General features: G+C 38.6%; 15 protein-coding genes, 1 tRNA gene, 2 pseudogenes and 1 other annotated feature. All 18 genes and pseudogenes read right to left on the bottom strand.

What is annotated here, in order from left to right; all coding sequences use genetic code 11:
- Nucleotides 1–850: 850 nt before the first annotated feature.
- Complete coding sequence (locus tag NQU59_RS10160; protein ID WP_257063323.1) at nt 851–1,693, bottom strand: DUF4209 domain-containing protein; 843 nt, start codon at nt 1,691–1,693, stop codon at nt 851–853.
- Nucleotides 1,694–1,734: 41 nt separating this feature from the next.
- The gene (locus tag NQU59_RS10155) at nt 1,735–2,349 is read right to left on the bottom strand and encodes a hypothetical protein (RefSeq protein ID WP_257063322.1); all 615 of its coding nucleotides are present in this window, start codon (nt 2,347–2,349) and stop codon (nt 1,735–1,737) included.
- Nucleotides 2,350–2,503: 154 nt separating this feature from the next.
- Nucleotides 2,504–3,723 (bottom strand): IS3 family transposase gene (locus tag NQU59_RS10150; protein ID WP_107114716.1). Its coding sequence is split into 2 segments (ribosomal slippage): nt 2,504–3,447 and nt 3,447–3,723, totalling 1,221 coding nucleotides; the frame shifts between segments, so codons are not numbered across the junction.
- Nucleotides 3,332–3,448, bottom strand: a sequence feature (AL1L pseudoknot). It overlaps the preceding gene by 117 nt.
- Nucleotides 3,692–4,741: a hypothetical protein gene (locus NQU59_RS10145; RefSeq protein ID WP_257063320.1), complete on the bottom strand. Its 1,050-nt coding sequence runs from the start codon at nt 4,739–4,741 to the stop codon at nt 3,692–3,694. Before NQU59_RS10145 ends, NQU59_RS10150 begins: the two co-directional genes overlap by 32 nt.
- A 34-nt stretch (nt 4,742–4,775) precedes the next feature.
- Nucleotides 4,776–5,983: pseudogene (locus tag NQU59_RS10140) on the bottom strand (IS256-like element ISAba26 family transposase).
- A 62-nt stretch (nt 5,984–6,045) separates the two neighbouring features.
- Nucleotides 6,046–7,092 (bottom strand): hypothetical protein, encoded by a 1,047-nt coding sequence (locus tag NQU59_RS10135; RefSeq protein WP_257063319.1) that lies wholly within the window; start codon nt 7,090–7,092, stop codon nt 6,046–6,048.
- Nucleotides 7,093–7,232: 140 nt separating this feature from the next.
- Nucleotides 7,233–7,802, bottom strand: coding sequence for a terminase small subunit (locus tag NQU59_RS10130; protein ID WP_257063318.1), 570 nt, complete (start codon nt 7,800–7,802; stop codon nt 7,233–7,235).
- Nucleotides 7,802–8,011 carry a hypothetical protein gene (locus NQU59_RS18760; RefSeq protein WP_306436568.1) on the bottom strand — a complete coding sequence of 70 codons (210 nt, stop codon included), beginning with the start codon at nt 8,009–8,011 and terminating at the stop codon, nt 7,802–7,804. Before NQU59_RS18760 ends, NQU59_RS10130 begins: the two co-directional genes overlap by 1 nt.
- 321 nt (nt 8,012–8,332) lie before the next feature.
- Nucleotides 8,333–11,014 (bottom strand): phage/plasmid primase, P4 family, encoded by a 2,682-nt coding sequence (locus tag NQU59_RS10125; protein ID WP_257063317.1) that lies wholly within the window; start codon nt 11,012–11,014, stop codon nt 8,333–8,335.
- Nucleotides 11,007–11,351, bottom strand: a complete 345-nt coding sequence (locus tag NQU59_RS10120; protein WP_257063316.1) for a hypothetical protein — start codon at nt 11,349–11,351, stop codon at nt 11,007–11,009. Before NQU59_RS10120 ends, NQU59_RS10125 begins: the two co-directional genes overlap by 8 nt.
- Entirely contained in the window at nt 11,344–11,592 is a 249-nt protein-coding gene (locus NQU59_RS10115; RefSeq protein WP_257063314.1) for a hypothetical protein, read from the bottom strand. The genes NQU59_RS10120 and NQU59_RS10115 overlap by 8 nt, the downstream gene beginning before the upstream one ends.
- A complete protein-coding gene (locus NQU59_RS10110; RefSeq protein ID WP_257063313.1) occupies nt 11,585–11,908 on the bottom strand; it encodes a hypothetical protein in 324 nt (107 codons plus the stop codon). Before NQU59_RS10110 ends, NQU59_RS10115 begins: the two co-directional genes overlap by 8 nt.
- Before the next feature lie 9 nt (nt 11,909–11,917).
- Nucleotides 11,918–12,010: pseudogene (locus NQU59_RS18755) on the bottom strand (transcriptional regulator); the annotation flags it as partial.
- A gap of 120 nt (nt 12,011–12,130) precedes the next feature.
- Nucleotides 12,131–12,207 (bottom strand) — tRNA-Val (locus tag NQU59_RS10105).
- Nucleotides 12,208–12,254: 47 nt separating this feature from the next.
- Nucleotides 12,255–14,228 (bottom strand): transglutaminase family protein, encoded by a 1,974-nt coding sequence (locus tag NQU59_RS10100; protein WP_257066248.1) that lies wholly within the window; start codon nt 14,226–14,228, stop codon nt 12,255–12,257.
- A gap of 2 nt (nt 14,229–14,230) precedes the next feature.
- A complete protein-coding gene (locus NQU59_RS10095) occupies nt 14,231–15,148 on the bottom strand; it encodes a DUF58 domain-containing protein (protein WP_257063312.1) in 918 nt (305 codons plus the stop codon).
- A gap of 15 nt (nt 15,149–15,163) precedes the next feature.
- Complete coding sequence (locus tag NQU59_RS10090) at nt 15,164–16,123, bottom strand: AAA family ATPase (RefSeq protein WP_005242981.1); 960 nt, start codon at nt 16,121–16,123, stop codon at nt 15,164–15,166.
- Nucleotides 16,124–16,201: 78 nt separating this feature from the next.
- Nucleotides 16,202–16,504 carry a YbdD/YjiX family protein gene (locus NQU59_RS10085; RefSeq protein ID WP_257063310.1) on the bottom strand — a complete coding sequence of 101 codons (303 nt, stop codon included), beginning with the start codon at nt 16,502–16,504 and terminating at the stop codon, nt 16,202–16,204.
- Between the last annotated feature and the right edge of the window lies 1 nt (nt 16,505).

The raw sequence follows: 16,505 nt of genomic DNA, 5'->3' as shown, positions 1-16,505 counted from the left end.
AGAAAAACAATAAAACGAGACCAATCAAAATAACTAAAAGAATAAACATCAGCATCACTATCCCCTATTGTGACCCAATCTTTATTTCACACTATAGCTTAATTTTATCCAAGAATAATCGGCATTAAAAAAGCCCGATTAACGGGCTTTTCTACAACCTTGAACATTTTTAAAAACGATTTAAACCGTTTCGTTCGTTGTTAGCTGTGTATTCAGGTCATCATATCTTTGTTCATTTAGGCAAGATTTCTCTTAAATCCCAAATAGTATATGACTTCCTTATTGTTTAAATTAGCACCAACAGTGGGTTGGGTCAAGTAGCATTATTCTCTAAAGATTAGGCTATAATAAAAAAAGCCCCAAATCTTTTCGACTCAGGGCTTTGGAGTTTTCTTCACTTCATTCGAAGCTATAAACTTAAAAATCTTGGTAGGTATATCCAATACCAAATTAAATTATAATTTATTGATTTATATAAATTTATATTTTATTTAAAATAAAAGTGTACAAGTAGGTGTACAAATTATTCAAACTTACGGTATGAGTCCATACCTACTCTTTACCACCATTTACGCTGTAATGCTCATGTCGTTCCTATCACTTATCGCTGTGACCGCTAAGGCGAATGGCTAGAATTTTTTAGCGCTTAGCTGCTGATTGCTCAACATGAGGAAAGTTTCAAGGATTTGGAGATGATGGCGTTAGCCTTACAGGGGGTATAAAAAAGAAAGAGTTTTTGCTGTTTGCATATTTAAAAGAAATGGGTAAATGAATTTCATTGAAATAAAAGATTAAGAAGATTCTTAATCTTTTATTTTTCAAAATCTTAATTTAGAAATAATAACAGAAATTAATATTTTATTTGAGCCAACAATAGAATTACGTGTACAACAAGTAAAGAATGTGAAAAATTTATATCATCTGCTCGTAAAATCCCATGACAAACATCATTCCTAATATTTAAACCTCTCGGCTCTGATAATACCGAGCGAAAATAAAATATAGTTTCAGAATCATCATGAAATAATTCCTTTATATTATCATTATTTATTAGACCATCTAGTGTTTGGTAGTTAAAGCCATCAAATCTATTTTCGCGCAAAACATTTCCGCCAGAATATTCAACTGCATTTCTGAAAGCAGACTCTATTTGCGGCACAAGTAAATGTACAGAAGTTATATGATCTTCTTTTAAATAAGCATCTATTCCTTTAAATAAAATTTCTTTATTTTCAGGAATAAACAAAGGAGATTTATGTATGTAATCAACAACGTCTTGGCTAGATTTATTATTTTTCCTTAAAAGTTCCTTTAAAAACAAATCAAAAAGACCACTACCCAAAATTATAATTTTTTTCATTTCAGTAAAAGCAATTCCTTCTTCATCATCATTTTCAATTTTTGCTGTTGGTCTGCCACTAGTATCAACTATTGTAGATCCAAAAATTGCCGTTAATGGAAACTGACTTATAAGCTTTGCTCTTTCATCTAAAACAAATCTTTTAGATATAACATTTTTAAGAATAAGCCTTAAAAGCGTAGGTTCGAAATCTCCTTCCGTATTTTCATCAATCATTAATTTCAACTGTTCATTTGTGATTTGATAACTTGTTTCAGACATTGTTAAATCACCAATAATTTTAGTTGAGTAACTTTTTATTAAGACTAATATTTCTTCAGCCTTTTGATGCATTTGATTCTCGATTAAAAGTTCATGAAGCGACTTCAAATCTGCTACAGCAACAATTGGCCTTTTTGCGATACATTTTCTATCATTTTTTCTGAATAATTTATTAAAAGTTCATTAACCTTCGCAAAATCATCAATAGATCGATAATATTTTAGTAGAAGATTTAAAAAACCTTCTAATGAATAATGTTCTATGACTTTATCAAAATAAGTACTATATCTATCGGTAAAACTGGTAATTATTTCTTCTTTCTGTGATTCAGTCAAATTTGACTCTTTCCTTAAAATAAGTTCTTCAAAACAAAACCCCCAAGATGCTGCATAATTAAAATCAACAATCTTATTCTCAAGATCAATTAAATTTTGAATACTAATACTAATATGAGACTTAGATTTGTATTTCTTAGATAATTCAAAAGCTCTTAAAGCATATTTTATTGAATAAAGCCACTTATTTTCTTCCACTTTACTTATTTCAATAAGTAAATCTATATATGAATATAATTGCTGAATATCAAATTTATTATTTACAATTTTATCAAAAACTAGAACCAACCCATTGTATCGTACCTTCATAAACAAATTATTTGTTGATTGGGATCTGCTTTTCCAATAAGCTATTTTTTCCTTAGTAATATCTACTAACGTAGGAAAGAACAAAATTTACTTCGTTAGTCATTGGATTTTTCCGGTTATTGAATTACTTGATCGTAAATGATCAAGAGGACTTCATAAACTCAATTCCTCCGCCGAGAATTCCTCCGTTCTTTTAAAATGAACCGTACCGGGTTTGTCGGAGACTTTTTTATTTAAGTTAGGCCACCTGACCTAACGGGTTAATCTTATCATAGTACATTGCTTCAAACTCAAAAGGCGATACATAACCCAGTGCACTGTGTACACGCTTTTTATTGAACCAATCTACCCAGTTTAGTGTCGCAAGTTGTACATCTGCTAAACCTTGCCAATCTGCTTTTAAATATTCAATCACCTCTGTTTTGTATAAGCCATTCACCGTTTCAGCCAGAGCATTATCGTATGAATCACCTGTCGTACCGACTGATGCTCGTAAATTTGCAGCATCTAAACGATTGGTATAGCGAATAGAAAGATATTGAACACCTCTATCGGAATGATGAATCACATTCTTTGGCATGCCTCGATCGTGCAATGCTTGCTCCAATGCATCGAGCACCATATCTGTATTCATCCGTGTAGATACTTTCCATCCAACAATTGCTCGTGAGAACACATCAATAATAAAGGCGGTATAGACCCAGCCTGAATGTGTTTGAATATACGTAAAGTCACTGACCCATAATTGGTCAGGTCGATCAGCACTAAAATTCCGTTTCACTAAATCATCTGCTCGTTTTTGATCATCTCGGCTACGGGTGGTTTGTTTATTCTTACCACGCCAAACACCTTGTATACCTAGCTTTTGCATCAATCGAGCAACTGTACAACGTGCAATAACATAACCCTCACGTTTCAATTTTTGCCAAACTTTACGTACACCATATCGACCTGAACTTTCTTTCCAAATACGTTTGATTTGCTCTGCATGATGTAAATCATGCAGAGCACGTTTCGCTCGATGTTCTGGGTTATCAACGAAATCTAAAGCCCGATAATAGGTCGAAGCTGCAATCGGTAAAATTCTACAAATCGCTTCAACACCATATAACGCCTTATTGTTATGGATAAAATCCACCATTATTTGTGTGGGCGGTCGAGCTCCGCCTGGGCGAAAAAAGCGGCTGCTTTACGTAGAATTTCATTGGCACGTTTTAATTCTTTAATTTCACGTTCCATTTGCTTCATTTTTTCTTGGTCAGATACCTGTTGTACTTTGGCGGGATTTTGTTGATCTAAGTATTTTTGATACCAAACACGAAGTGTTTCAGGAGTACAGCCAATTTTAGGAGCAATTGCGGAAACTGCTGCCCAATTCGATGGATAATCTTTTTCAGATTCAATTAGTAATTGAACCGCTCTTTCTCTAATTTCGGGGGTATAGTTTGGTTTTTTCATCGGAATAGTCTCTCAGAATATTGAGTCTCCGACAAACCCGGTACGGTTCAGTATGAGGTCTTAAAACAGCCTGTTTAGCACCAAACATTCCGCCCGTTGTAAATCTACCACCAGTGACGTTCAAAGCTGCTTTATCAAAAAGTTCTACATCAATGTTCTTATTATCAACTTTCCCAGTTTTGTCGAGTAGCTTTTCAGATTTTTGAGCCAAGTAAGCATAGTTCGCTCGAATAGAATCAAAGTAAACGCTGTAAGCTGGACTACCAACAGAAACAATCCCCTTAAGATATTCACCTGTTTTCAGGTTAAGGGCAAAATCACTGACTTTCACATCCCCTTTATCCAACAAATCTTGCCCCGTGGCAATTTGACCTGCAATATCAGTCAACCCTCGGTTATTTAATGAGGCAGCCCAACGATATGAATTGTTCTTACCAGCAACGGCTTGGATCATATCTCTTGCTGCATTAGGACTATCTTTAGCCGCTTTAAATAAATTAGTCACAATCTGAAGCCTGTTTACAGGGGATGCACTCTTCCAGATACTGACCATCTCATCAATATTTTGTTTAGATAAAGGATTCGTGGCTCCTGTTAAAGAACCGCTCGCTGCATTCACAGACTCCATATTTTTGATATTTTCACTTATCGCTTTCAAAGCATCTGGTTGGCCTTGAATAATTAAAGTCGTTGGCACCTGCGGTAATAAACTCCCCGTTTTTAGCGAATAAGCAAATGATGGATCGTTCTTTTCTTTATCCAGCATCACCGTATGGATTGATTGCATCTGATCCACAATCAGCTTTGTTTCTTGAGGCTTATCTACACCTTGTGTTTTGACATTTGCCTCATAAGCATTAATTAATGATTCACGTGCGTCAGGAGGCATTGAGTACAATTTCTGAAATAATGGGAGATTGTTATTAAGCCGTTGAAATTCAGCTTCGGAAGTAGAGCCAACAACTTTGGCAGATAACTCATTGAAGCGTTGTGATGTAAATGGGATGCCACTTTTCATGAGCCTGTAAATTATTTTGTGTAAGTTCCATTTTTTATAAATGATCTTTTAATCGATCATCGAACTGAATCGTAAACCAATTCATTGCTAAACGCCAATTTTGAATTGGCATCGTCCATTTCTTCGCAGCATTTGATGTTGCTAAGTAAATGACCTTCTTTACTGAGTCATCAGATGAAAAGATTTTCCTCTTCTTCGTTGAATGGCGTATTACGCTATTCAACGACTCAATCGCATTTGTTGTATAAATTGCATGACGTATTTCGGCTGGATAGCTAAAGATCGTTCGGATATTTTCCCAATTGGCCCGCCAGGATTCTCCAATTTTGGGATACTGGTGATTCCATTGATCACAGAAGATGTCTAGGGACTTTAAAGCATTTTCCTCTGTACTTGCCTGATAAATCGCTTTCAGACCCGAGGTAACAGCCTTGTAGTCTTTCCAGCTTACAAATCTCAGGCTATTGCGTACAACATGCACGATACACAGTTGAATATCAGTATGAGGGTAAACGGAGGCTATCGCGTCAGGAAAGCCTTTTAATCCATCTACACAGGCAACAAGAATATCCTGTACTCCTCGATTTTTAGCTCTGTCATGACTGACAGCCAGAATTTGGCACCTTCTGTCTGAGCAATCCACATACCCAGTAATTCTTTTTGTCCATCCATATTGATGCCTAAAGCAAGGTATACGGACTTGTTAATCACATTGGAGTGCTGACGGACTTTGACAACAATACAGTCAAGATAGACAACAGGATAAAGGCTATCTAAGGCTCTATTTTGCCACTCAGTCACTTGCTCAATCACAGCATCGGTAACTTTGCTGATGAGAGATGCTGAGACATCGGCATCGTACATTTCTTTGAAGAAGGCTACAATTTCCCTATTAGTCATTCCTTTTGCATACAGTGAGAGGATTTGGTCATCCATACTGGTGATGCGTGTTTGGTGCTTTTTGATAATTTGTGGCTCAAATGAACCTTCTCGATCACGGGGAATATCTAAAGCCAGTTGTCCATCTTGAGTTGTAATGGTTTTAGAACTAAACCCATTACGGCTATTTGAGCCTTTCCTGGACTGATGCTTTTCATAACCGAGATGGTCTGAAAGTTCAGTATTGAGTGCAGTTTCAATCATGAATTTTTTAAAGACTGCTGTCATTTGGTTTAAGTCTTCTGGTGTTTTTAGACCTTTAGCCAATTCGGCAGCCATACTTTTGATTGTTGCTTCATCCATGTGAAGTACCTTTTGTAATTATCCTCTGAAGGATAAATGAAAATTAAGTACTTACACAAAATTTAGAACAGTCCCCTTTTCACATCTGCTTTAAAATCATTTAAAGCTGCAGTAGCATCTTTCTCTCTTTTATTTGCAGCAGCTTGGACATTTCGATCATATCTATCTCTATAACTAATAGCTCGACCTAACACATTAGGAATGTTATGTGCGCCTATTTGTTTAGCGAATGGACTTTCAGAATCTGCTAATGCACCAATGTATTTATCTAACTCATCTGGATCATCTTTGTACTTAAGGATCTCAGAAATAAACGTATCTGCATTATTGTCTTGTATAAGCTTACCGACACGTGCCTGATTCTTTGCGGAAAGAAAATCTTTTGTCAGAGCAAAATAGGCAGGAATCTTTGATCCATCGCCATTTGATTGCATGAGATTAATAGCATCTAGAACGGCTTTATCTTGCTGCCCTTTAGCGTATTGTTCTATTTGTTGTCCATTCCAGCCTAAATCCTTACCATACTCTTGTGAAGTATTACGTATCTTCTCCAATGACATAGTAGTGGTTGGAATATCGGAGTAGTTCATACTGACTGAACTAATGTTGGCATCGATCTCAGACTCAAAGGCCTGTTTCTGAAATTTCTGGGATTCATTAAAAAGATGCTGCGATGCAATGCGTCCTAATTGCCCTTTCAAAGTCGCCATATTTTTATTGAACATTTGACGCTGAGTACCATTTGAAAGGCTACTTTCTTGCTCTCTAGCGTTGGAATCGAACCATTCAAATGCCTCATTAACTAAGTTTTTCCCGGAGTCTCTATTAAGCGCATTTTCACCTTTTATGGTGAGTAATCCGTCTTTGGGATTGTATAAATAATTATTAACTCTATTCTGATAGTCCGCTGTCACCTGAGAGACACGAGCTTTATTCGCCGTATCTTGATATTGGTTATATATCTGCGCTCCCGTACCAACTAATTCTGTCAAACCATCCAACTGATTTGAAACTACACCTACTGCTTGTCCAGGAGTAAGTCCTCCATTAATTTGTACAGATGGTGTTTGGGCTTCATTAATCTGCTGATTAAATACTGGTACACGCATTGCTAAGGCTACCTATTTGGGATGGTTAGATTCAGGAATGTCTCCTCATAAGTACCCTATAGAATGCAAGATTTTTTAATGCTGATTAAGTAGCTAAATAGCGATGGTGGCAACAGCTAAATTCTTGTTACCACCGAGAATTAACTCATTTTCTCCTTTGCTTTTTTTAACTTAGCTAAAGCAGATAATTTCACGGCAGCAGATTTAATATCTGTTAAAGGATTATCTGGATCATTCCCCAATTCAACTTTATCTTTGAATGCACCAATCGTGATATGTTTACCCAATAGCTCTAAGTTTCTAACTTTATCTGGCCACTTAATCTTACGTAAGAAGCCGATGAATGTTTTATCTTCCCCACGGCCATCAAACTCTTCAAAGCTATCGATACTAGATACGTATTGTCTCCATATCTTAGGCCACTCACTGATAGGTTTTAATGAAAGATCGTTGTTCATAATATCGAGCACATCCATTTGATCAATTTCAACAAGCCGATGTAATACATAATCTGCATCCACCTTAAGTCTCTTAATTCGTTCCTGCTGAGCGTCTTCAATCAGTCTTTCAATCTCAACATTTTTCAACAGCCTTTGACCATGTGAATATGCTGTTTTCTCTGAGTACCCAGCGCGAATCGCGGCTTGCGTTGCGTTTAGATCAATTATGTATTCAAGTGCAAATAAATTTTGTCTTTTACTTAGTGCCATTAGATGACTTCCTTATAACAATACTTCGTACAAATTCTTCTAACCATTTCGTGCGATATATCGTACTTGTGGCCTAACTGACGATATGACAAACCTGCTTTATACAATTCACGGATTGTCTTTACATCCTCCTCCGTAACCTTAGGTAAAGAACTTCTTTTCACTTTGTCTTTGACTATAAATTGAGGAAGGAAAGCTAAAACAGGCATACTCACTCCTTCCAACAGAAGCTGTTGCTCACAAAAATAAAATAATATTTAAAATCAAATATTTGTGCGGATAAGAGCGGATAAAACCGTTTTTTCACAAACTCTCTATACGCACGCACGTAAGGAGGTTTGTAAAAATGAACATTATCCGCTCTTATCCGCTCTTTATATTTAAAATCAATACCTTGCACAGAAATAAAATATTTTTCCAATTTGCAATAAATCGCAAATAAATAGTGTTCATCGGTTCGCAATATGCAAAAAATCGTACGCAATATCGCTAGGCAGCATTTAAGTAGTAAAAGGTCGGTAGGACTTCGGCTAAACATCACGAACCTCCTCAAAATCGCTTTTTAGACCTATCCCTACAAAACCCTTTAATTTCCGCTCTCCAACATTTCTTTTCTTGAATCTCGAATCCAAACGTCTTGAAAGATGATTTTTAGATGGGATTAATCTCAAGCAACCATTTCTTTCCGCATACCCTTTCCAGCTTTGAAACAGATCCTCTGTCGTGGTTTCATGATTAAGTGAAAGGACACAGTAACCATTTAACCACTCGCTGATTAAGTCCATCTCATCGCGATATTCCTCTTTAGCCAGAACCACGCCTTTAGGTGGGTTTATACCATCCTGTAAATAGGCCAAAGCACCTGCAATAATCCAGCGGAGAATACCAGGCAACTCCCTTAGAAGTTTTGCAGGACGATTTACATCCTTTTTAATTGTCGGGTCATCATCGTAGTTACGGGTAAAAGGAACCAGCATAATACGACGCCAGATACCATAATCATCACCTTTAATAATAGGCTTATGGTTCGTCGGCATAACCACCGTCCAAGTCGGCTGCACTTCAACGGTATGGCGGGCATACAACCCCCGTGCAGGTAGCGATTCTCCACCTGTCATAGCTTTGATCAATCCCTCTTTAAGCTCCTTGCCCTCATCTGGTTCAGTAGAGTAAACAAAGCGGGACCCGCGTAAACGTAGAATGTCTTCACGCGCACCACCACTATTACTTCGGCTATCTCCAAGAAAAGTATCAGCATTGGCCGCCTTGGCATAATCTCCCAAAGCCAGCGCAATACTTTTAAAAATGGTAGATTTACCGTTGTTACCACTACCATAAGGAATAAGAATGATGCTTTCTTTTGGTTGACCTAATGCAATGTAGCCTATCACCCGTTGAAAGAACGCAGCCATTTCAACATCGCCAAAAAATGCATCTAAAACTGTTTGCTCAAATATAGGACATTTCGCGCTTAGGCTATATTCAATGCCTGTACTGTAGGAAATCATATATTCCCGATCCGCATCGAGTAGTTCGCCTGTAGTCAAGTCCACAACACCATTAGCACAACCCAATAGGTTCATATTGGCATCAAGCGAATTGATATGGCGGAGCAGGCGTTTGTCACTTCTGGACCATTTCACCATGGCATCTACCATCTTTATTTTTTGGCTATCGATGTAGAATTTTCTATGCTTTGCACGATCATCATCGCTCTGAATATCTTTTAACTCATTAGGCAATGCATTGATCGTTGCCGTTGCATACTGGATAATTTCAACTGCCGTGATTGGCTGCCAGTACGCACCATTCCATGAGAACCAAGTCTCTGTTTGAGGAATGAACATAAGGTCATCCCCGTAGCGATCAATCATACGACCAACATTGCCAAGTTCCGTCATCTCATGGCGACCGTCCACACTCTTTGCCTTGGATGGAATGGCACTATTCATTGCCATACGTGCATCGGGCAACGGTAATGAAGTATTAGTAATTTGCTTAAACTGGGCACGGATTAAGCCCGTCAATTCCGTACGCATGGCAATATCGCCAGCAGCAACGAGACCAGCTTTTTTAGCAATATCATTGATCAGGACAACACTATCTTTACACTCAAGGATGACACTCTTGATCTCTTCCATTGCCTGATGCTTTTCTTGATTCTCAGCGCTCTTCGTTGCCTCTTTACCAAACTTAATCAACCATCGAGCAGTAATAGGATTTTGGCCCCCACTCCCCAATGTTGACCATTTATCTTGACACACATCATATCCAGCATATTTACTTGAGAATTGGCTCCATTCATCCCAAACTGCCAAAGCCTCATTACTACCATCAAATTCATGGTGTAGCGCCATACCAGTTTTTAGCCATGTTTCATAATCGCTGCTATCAATAAACTTGATCAAAGATTGTGCATCGGTTAAAGTTAAACCGACCTTAGGCTCTATTCCTGCGAATGGATCATCAAAGTCATGTTCTGTTTCAATCGTGCTTGATATTCTTGCTGACCCGAGATCAAGCACGATTTTTAAATCTACCTCATCACCAATTAATCCTTGAAAATATCCACTACGCATAGGCACAGGATCAGATACCCCTGCCTCAAAGACCGGCGCAGCTGTGTAATGAATCTGAACTGTATTCAATACCGATTTATCTAGGGCAATATTTTTTTGTTCTGCCCATGTTTTCAATTGATCACTCGTATAGACAGTTTCCAACCAAAACCAAACATGAGCCTTTAATTTTCCAATATGCTTAAGATGCCCTGCGCTATTGGATAATTGCCAATGATATGAGACCTCATGAAAACATGCGGGTAAACAAGTTGCGATGTATTCATTAATGGCCTCAACCGGTTCTCTTACAGGATCGGCAAGCATCGGTTCGAAATCATCAATTTCAATCAAGACCCAGTGATGCGGTTTATCTTCAAATAATCTTTTCTGACGACGAACTTTGCCCTGTTTAAACTCTGGATCTATCTTCTGGGCCTGTTCATCGCCTTTATATACGCCGCGGATGATGCACGCACAGCTATCATGTTCAAGCTCAGCTAATATTTTGGATAAATCCTGAATATTAGATACAGGCTTTTCCACCAAGGAAAAATACTTGGCATCCTGATAAGCAGAAATATTGCCATCATTCTGCCAAGCCTTGGCTAACTGGATAGTTGAATGCCTAAGCACAGAAATGCGGTCAGTCATTTGCTTCCCCCGCATCCATAGCCAATACCATTGAATCAGCAAATGAAACTGCTAATTCAGCACTGCGCTTAATAGGCTTTTTAACCTCATATGATCCGAAAATTCTACACGCTGCAAGATTTCTATCATCAATTTGCTTTGCAGTAATAGGTAACATTTTAGCTGCAAATCGACCATGCAAATCGCTTTTGCCTTTCAAGGCTTCGATCAAGGCATCAGCATAATCCACCGCAAGCATAGCACTGTCATATGCTGAAAAAGGACCTTCTCTTTTTGAAAGCTTTTGAATGCAAAATGGCATCATTTCTTGAACTATATCAATCTTAATATTATTCATTTGGAGCGGCCTCCAATTGATTAGTTAAATTGTTATAAAGCTCTTCATTATCATAGGCCCACATATCAGTAAGGTAATTACCGATTTCGGCTAAATACGCAGTACCTGGATGCACTTTTTCTTGTTTTAAATTATGTTGAATTTGACTGAATAAAGCCCATAATTTTTTCATCTGATCTTGGGTAAGTTCAGCATGATCTTGAAAATCACTAAAATTTATTTTTGAGATACGGCTAGACATGAGTAAGCACTCCTATTGATAAACTCAAAGAAGCTTTGCCATTCACGACCAAATGAGGGTGGCAAAGCTGAAAAGGGTTGGTCGACAGGCTCAATAGGTTACCTGCACACGTAAACGTGTCCCTCTCCAGCTTCGCCATAGAGATATGCGAATGCATAGAGATATTACGCATAAAAAAACCGCTTAACGCGGAATATGCGCCTATTGAGAGTTTATAGCCGACCAAAGCTAATCCAACTGCTTTTTGTTGGACAAAATTAGAATAGCCCTGCTGAAGCTTATTTACAAGGGGGTTATATAAAAAATATTTTTTCATAGGGCCACCTTATCCACTCACATGGTTTGTCTTTTGAGAGTTATGCCATTCCACTAAATCAGCATAGTCAAAATAAACAGGAGCTTGTCTGGTTTTCCCAAATAGGGTTATTATAGAAAGTAAAATTAAGTTATATAAAGCAATAAAAAAGCCCCAAACCATTGAGATTTGGGGCTTTTTAATCTATATAAAGTTATGTAACAGTATATGATTTTAATATCTTGGTAGGTATATCCAGACTCGAACTGGAGACCTCTACGATGTCAACGTAGCGCTCTAACCAACTGAGCTATACACCTAGAATGAGAAGCATCATATTCATTTTTTATGAGCTTCACAAGTTTTTTTACGAGTGTTTTAGTGCAATCGCACAGTCTTTAAGCAAGCGCTTAAATTCTTGAATATTTCCGCTATCTTTTTGCTCTAAAAAAACAATTTGTTGATATAACACAATCGTTTGTTCAAATACCTGTTTGTCTTGAACCTGATCTGCTAAACGCTGCATCCAGACCTGAAAAGTCTCTGCGGGTTGTTTATGCAAATGTTTAGGCAACTGCTTTTGAAACTTAAATACCGCTCTTTGATAATCTGCCTGCTGTCGCGTTTGTCTCCACCAATACCCCCCCATATAGATCACTAAAATCGTACCAGTGCTTGCAATCAAAACAATTACATAAGTATAACTTGAATCCAGACCGAGTCGGGACAACCAGTTTTTCTGCTTCTCTGCATCATAGCCTACGACTTTGCTTTGCCATTGATAGCTTAAGTAGTCACTCCAAACCCGCATATTTTTTAAAAACTTAAACTGTTGTAAACGCCAAGCCTTGCTTTCATTTCCCCATACCGTCTGGTCTTGTGCCAGATAATTTTGCATGCCTGTATCAATTCGTTGCGGCGCAATCATTGCGGTGGGGTCAATTCTTTTCCATTTACCATCAAGATAAACCTCACTCCATGCATGTGCATCTAACTGGCGTACTTCCCAACTCTGCCCATCAAGTGCTAATTGCCCACCTTGATAACCAATTACCACTCTTGCTGGAATGCCAGCGTAACGCATTAGCATGACAAAACTTGAGGCGTAGTGTTCACAAAAACCTTTGCGACTGGAAAACAAAAACTGATCAATACGATCGCCACCTAAAGTACCTGGTGTTAAGGTATACACAAAGCCACTTTTTCGGTACCAAGAAAGCACAGATTGTAGATATTTTTCAGGTTGCTTTTGGCTCTGTTCAAAAAGCTGATGTGCCAATTGCTGTGCTTTTTCATCACGATTCGAGTCAAATTTGAGATTTAACTCAAGTTGACGTGATTGTAGGGAAATTGCTTCCCCCGAGTTAGGTCCTAACCACAACATTGGTATCGGTACATTGCGCTTAACCAATTTAGTCGGGCGAATACTATTGTCTTGATACAACTGCAAATAGCGCTCCTGTGGAATCGAGTATTCCAACCCCATAATCCAGTTGGCTTGCTCATCTGCCGATAAATATTGATAAGGCACACTCCGTGGTGCGGACTGCACATTTTTAATCTGTTGATTAAAGTCACTACTGGTCCATGTACTGCCATCATATTGATCCAACACCAAAGCTCGCCAGTACAGCTCAGATCGATTTGGAAATTGCGACATATTAGCTACAATCCGAAAGGCCAAAGCCGAAGACTGTGATAATTGAGCAATATCTCCTGGTGACATGCGATCACTCATCCCTGTAGTGGCTTGATTACCTTGAATTGGAACCGCCCAGAGTGGTGGTAAACGAGGAAAAAAGATAAATAGAATTAGAAAGAAAGGAATTGCGATTCCAACAAATTTAAGAATTTGTTTAACATCTTGCTTCAGTTGACTGGATGACAATTTATTTTGATTAAATAATCCCGTCTGGATTCGATACAAGCCGACTAAACACATCACAAATTTAGCAAAGACAATCATAGCCATCCAAAATGCTTGGCTATGTAACAGCAAACTCGCACTGACGAATAAGGCAAAATTAAAGATGATTAATAAATCACGTGTGTTTTTCGCTTCTAAACATTTGGCAAATAAACAGGTGCTTAAAAAGGCGACGCCCGCTTCAACCCCAAGGATTGTTTGATAATTGATATAAACGACACCTAAACACAATAGAATAAAGATCATCAAAAACCATTTAGGAAAAGGTGCCCAGCTCTGTTTACGATATCTCCGAACCAATAGCAGCCAGATCACCGCCCATAATCCAGTTAAAGCAGCAGGTGCGAAAGCAGTCTGCCCAAGCAACGCCAGCGCCAAGACAGCTAAGACACAGAAATAGATTTGTTGCGTCATCATTAAGCCTGCGCCAATAAAAGTTTTGCTTTAATCAACTGAACCTGCCCTTGCCCACTTTCCAAACGTGCATGCGGTAAAATCAAGGCATAATCATCACCCAATTGTTCGCATTGTTCGACCAAGCCCATCATAAAACTTAATTTTTCTTCATGACCTTGTGCTGGAATCTGTTGATAATCAATTTCTAAATGTTGATGACTGGCCTGAGCCTCAAACATTTTGATCAAAAAACCCTGCCCACGCGCCACCTGTTTCCAAGCCACATTCTGATAAGAATCGCCTTGTTGAAAGCCTCTGAGCTCCTTAAATTCATCCAGACGATCATGTGCAGAAGTCGGTTGGCTTTTATGTTCTTTTTGCCAATCATAAGCTTTGGGTGCAATCCATATTTTTTGTTTTGGCGATAAATAAGTCCAAGCCCGCACTAAGCCCAAAGGGTAAGTTGAATAAATTTTAATGGTCTCAAATTCATAGTATCCACGTACCGTAACAACAACAGGCAGTTCAATACTGTGTTGAGTCTGGTCTAGATAAACAAGTTGCTCTTGAGTTTGCCACTGGATTCTCAAATAACGTGCTGAACTGACAGACTGCTTAAATAGGAGCTTTAAAATGAGTGTTTGATCGACTTGTCCAACCTCAGGTATCACAACATCGATTTGCAAAGCATGTAATTGTTTAAAGGTCAGATAAAAACTGATACACAAAATGGCGCTGATTAAAAAACAAAATCCTAAAATCAGGTTATTGGCATAGTTAATTCCTGCAATAAAGGTAATCAGAATCAGGATTAAATATAAAAAGCCTTGCTTATAGATAAAAACCAATACATCTTTTTGTCGTAGCGTTTTACTGACACCCACCTGAAAGCGTTTGGCAATCCATTGGCTAAGCTGCTGTTTGAATCCAGTTTGCATATGCCTATTACTCGCTTACAATGCTTCAACCGACTGCAAAAGTTGTTGTACCTCGGCTTCACCCAAACTAATACGATGCGCGGTAACAGCGACAAATACGGTTTGCACATCATCAGTCGTGACAAAACTGCGCCCCTCAACCAAGGCATAGGCTTGCGCTGCAGCCTTCAGTGCAAGTACACCACGTGTAGACAGCCCATGACGTTGCTTACGTGTTTCAGCAGCGAGATCCAGAATATAGTTAAGTACTGCATCACTGAGGAAAACCTGCTTTGCTAACTCACGTAAATGTAAGATATCAGCTTGATTAAACACGGCATCTAATTGATGAATCAGCACTTGGCGAGAGCTTTGCTGCAACAGTAACTTTTCTGCCTGACGAGATGGATAGCCCAGTGACAAACGCATCAGGAAACGGTCAAGTTGAGACTCTGGCAATGCATAGGTTCCACTTTGAAACAGTGGGTTTTGCGTTGCCAGCACCCAGAAAGGTTGTGGTAACGCATAATGTAGCCCATCTACAGTCACCGCACCTTCTTCCATCGCTTCGAGTAACGCACTTTGGGTCTTAGGACTACAGCGGTTAATTTCATCCGCAAGTAAGATCTGAGTAAACACCGGTCCCTGCTTAAACTCAAACACATGTTCTTTTTGATTAAAAATATTGATGCCGATGACATCACTCGCCAACATATCATTGGTGAATTGAATCCGTTGAAAATGCAATCCTGCCAGACGTGCCAGAGCACTGGCCAAAGTGGTTTTACCCAATCCTGGTAGATCCTCAAACAGTACATGCCCACCTGCCAATAGACAGGTCAAAGCCAATTTAGTTTGCTGAGGTTTATCTAAAATCAGCTGATTCACTTCAATTAAAAAGTGCTCAATCTTCTGTGCAAAACTTTTAATATCTTGTTCTAATGACTGATTTTGCTGTTTTTTGTCCTGAACCGAAGTCTGACCCATGCCCCACATCATATTCTCCCCAAAATAAAACAGTGCATGCTTCAACATACACTGTTTTGCTTTTTTTTCAACGAAATCAATTGATTTCTAGCAAGGACATTTTTTCATATTGCCGCCCGCTGAAGGATAACGTGCATCAATACAATGACGATAAAAAGTCTTGGCATCCATCGGGGTTAGATCAGGATGATGTGCTTTCATATGCTCGACATAGGTTTCATAATCAGGCACACCCACCATGAGACGAAAACTTTGCTGTAAACGTTGCCACAGTACGGCGATACGTGACCAATTCTTCGGTGACAATAGCAAATGCTTCTGTGACATGATGGTGAATTTAATGATCTTCACAAGCACTGAACCACCTTGTCGGGCAATTTTAAAGTCCATA

Origin of the sequence: Acinetobacter colistiniresistens (assembly GCF_024582815.1) — a bacterium.
Classification (GTDB): Bacteria; Pseudomonadota; Gammaproteobacteria; order Pseudomonadales; family Moraxellaceae; genus Acinetobacter.
This window is presented reverse-complemented; position numbering and strand designations above follow the sequence as displayed.

Excerpts from the sequence above, each read along its gene's own strand:
- NQU59_RS10110 (WP_257063313.1), bottom strand. The coding sequence starts at position 11,908 with ATGAAAAAATATTTTTTATATAACCCCCTTGTAAATAAGCTTCAGCAG.
- NQU59_RS10130 (WP_257063318.1), bottom strand. The coding sequence starts at position 7,802 with ATGGCACTAAGTAAAAGACAAAATTTATTTGCACTTGAATACATAATT.
- NQU59_RS10120 (WP_257063316.1), bottom strand. The coding sequence starts at position 11,351 with ATGAATAATATTAAGATTGATATAGTTCAAGAAATGATGCCATTTTGC.
- NQU59_RS10125 (WP_257063317.1), bottom strand. The coding sequence starts at position 11,014 with ATGACTGACCGCATTTCTGTGCTTAGGCATTCAACTATCCAGTTAGCC.
- NQU59_RS10135 (WP_257063319.1), bottom strand. The coding sequence starts at position 7,092 with ATGCGTGTACCAGTATTTAATCAGCAGATTAATGAAGCCCAAACACCA.
- NQU59_RS10145 (WP_257063320.1), bottom strand. The coding sequence starts at position 4,741 with ATGAAAAGTGGCATCCCATTTACATCACAACGCTTCAATGAGTTATCT.
- NQU59_RS10100 (WP_257066248.1), bottom strand. The coding sequence starts at position 14,228 with ATGACGCAACAAATCTATTTCTGTGTCTTAGCTGTCTTGGCGCTGGCG.
- NQU59_RS10090 (WP_005242981.1), bottom strand. The coding sequence starts at position 16,123 with ATGTGGGGCATGGGTCAGACTTCGGTTCAGGACAAAAAACAGCAAAAT.
- NQU59_RS10115 (WP_257063314.1), bottom strand. The coding sequence starts at position 11,592 with ATGTCTAGCCGTATCTCAAAAATAAATTTTAGTGATTTTCAAGATCAT.
- NQU59_RS18760 (WP_306436568.1), bottom strand. The coding sequence starts at position 8,011 with ATGCCTGTTTTAGCTTTCCTTCCTCAATTTATAGTCAAAGACAAAGTG.
- NQU59_RS10085 (WP_257063310.1), bottom strand. The coding sequence starts at position 16,504 with ATGGACTTTAAAATTGCCCGACAAGGTGGTTCAGTGCTTGTGAAGATC.
- NQU59_RS10095 (WP_257063312.1), bottom strand. The coding sequence starts at position 15,148 with ATGCAAACTGGATTCAAACAGCAGCTTAGCCAATGGATTGCCAAACGC.
- NQU59_RS10160 (WP_257063323.1), bottom strand. The coding sequence starts at position 1,693 with ATGCATCAAAAGGCTGAAGAAATATTAGTCTTAATAAAAAGTTACTCA.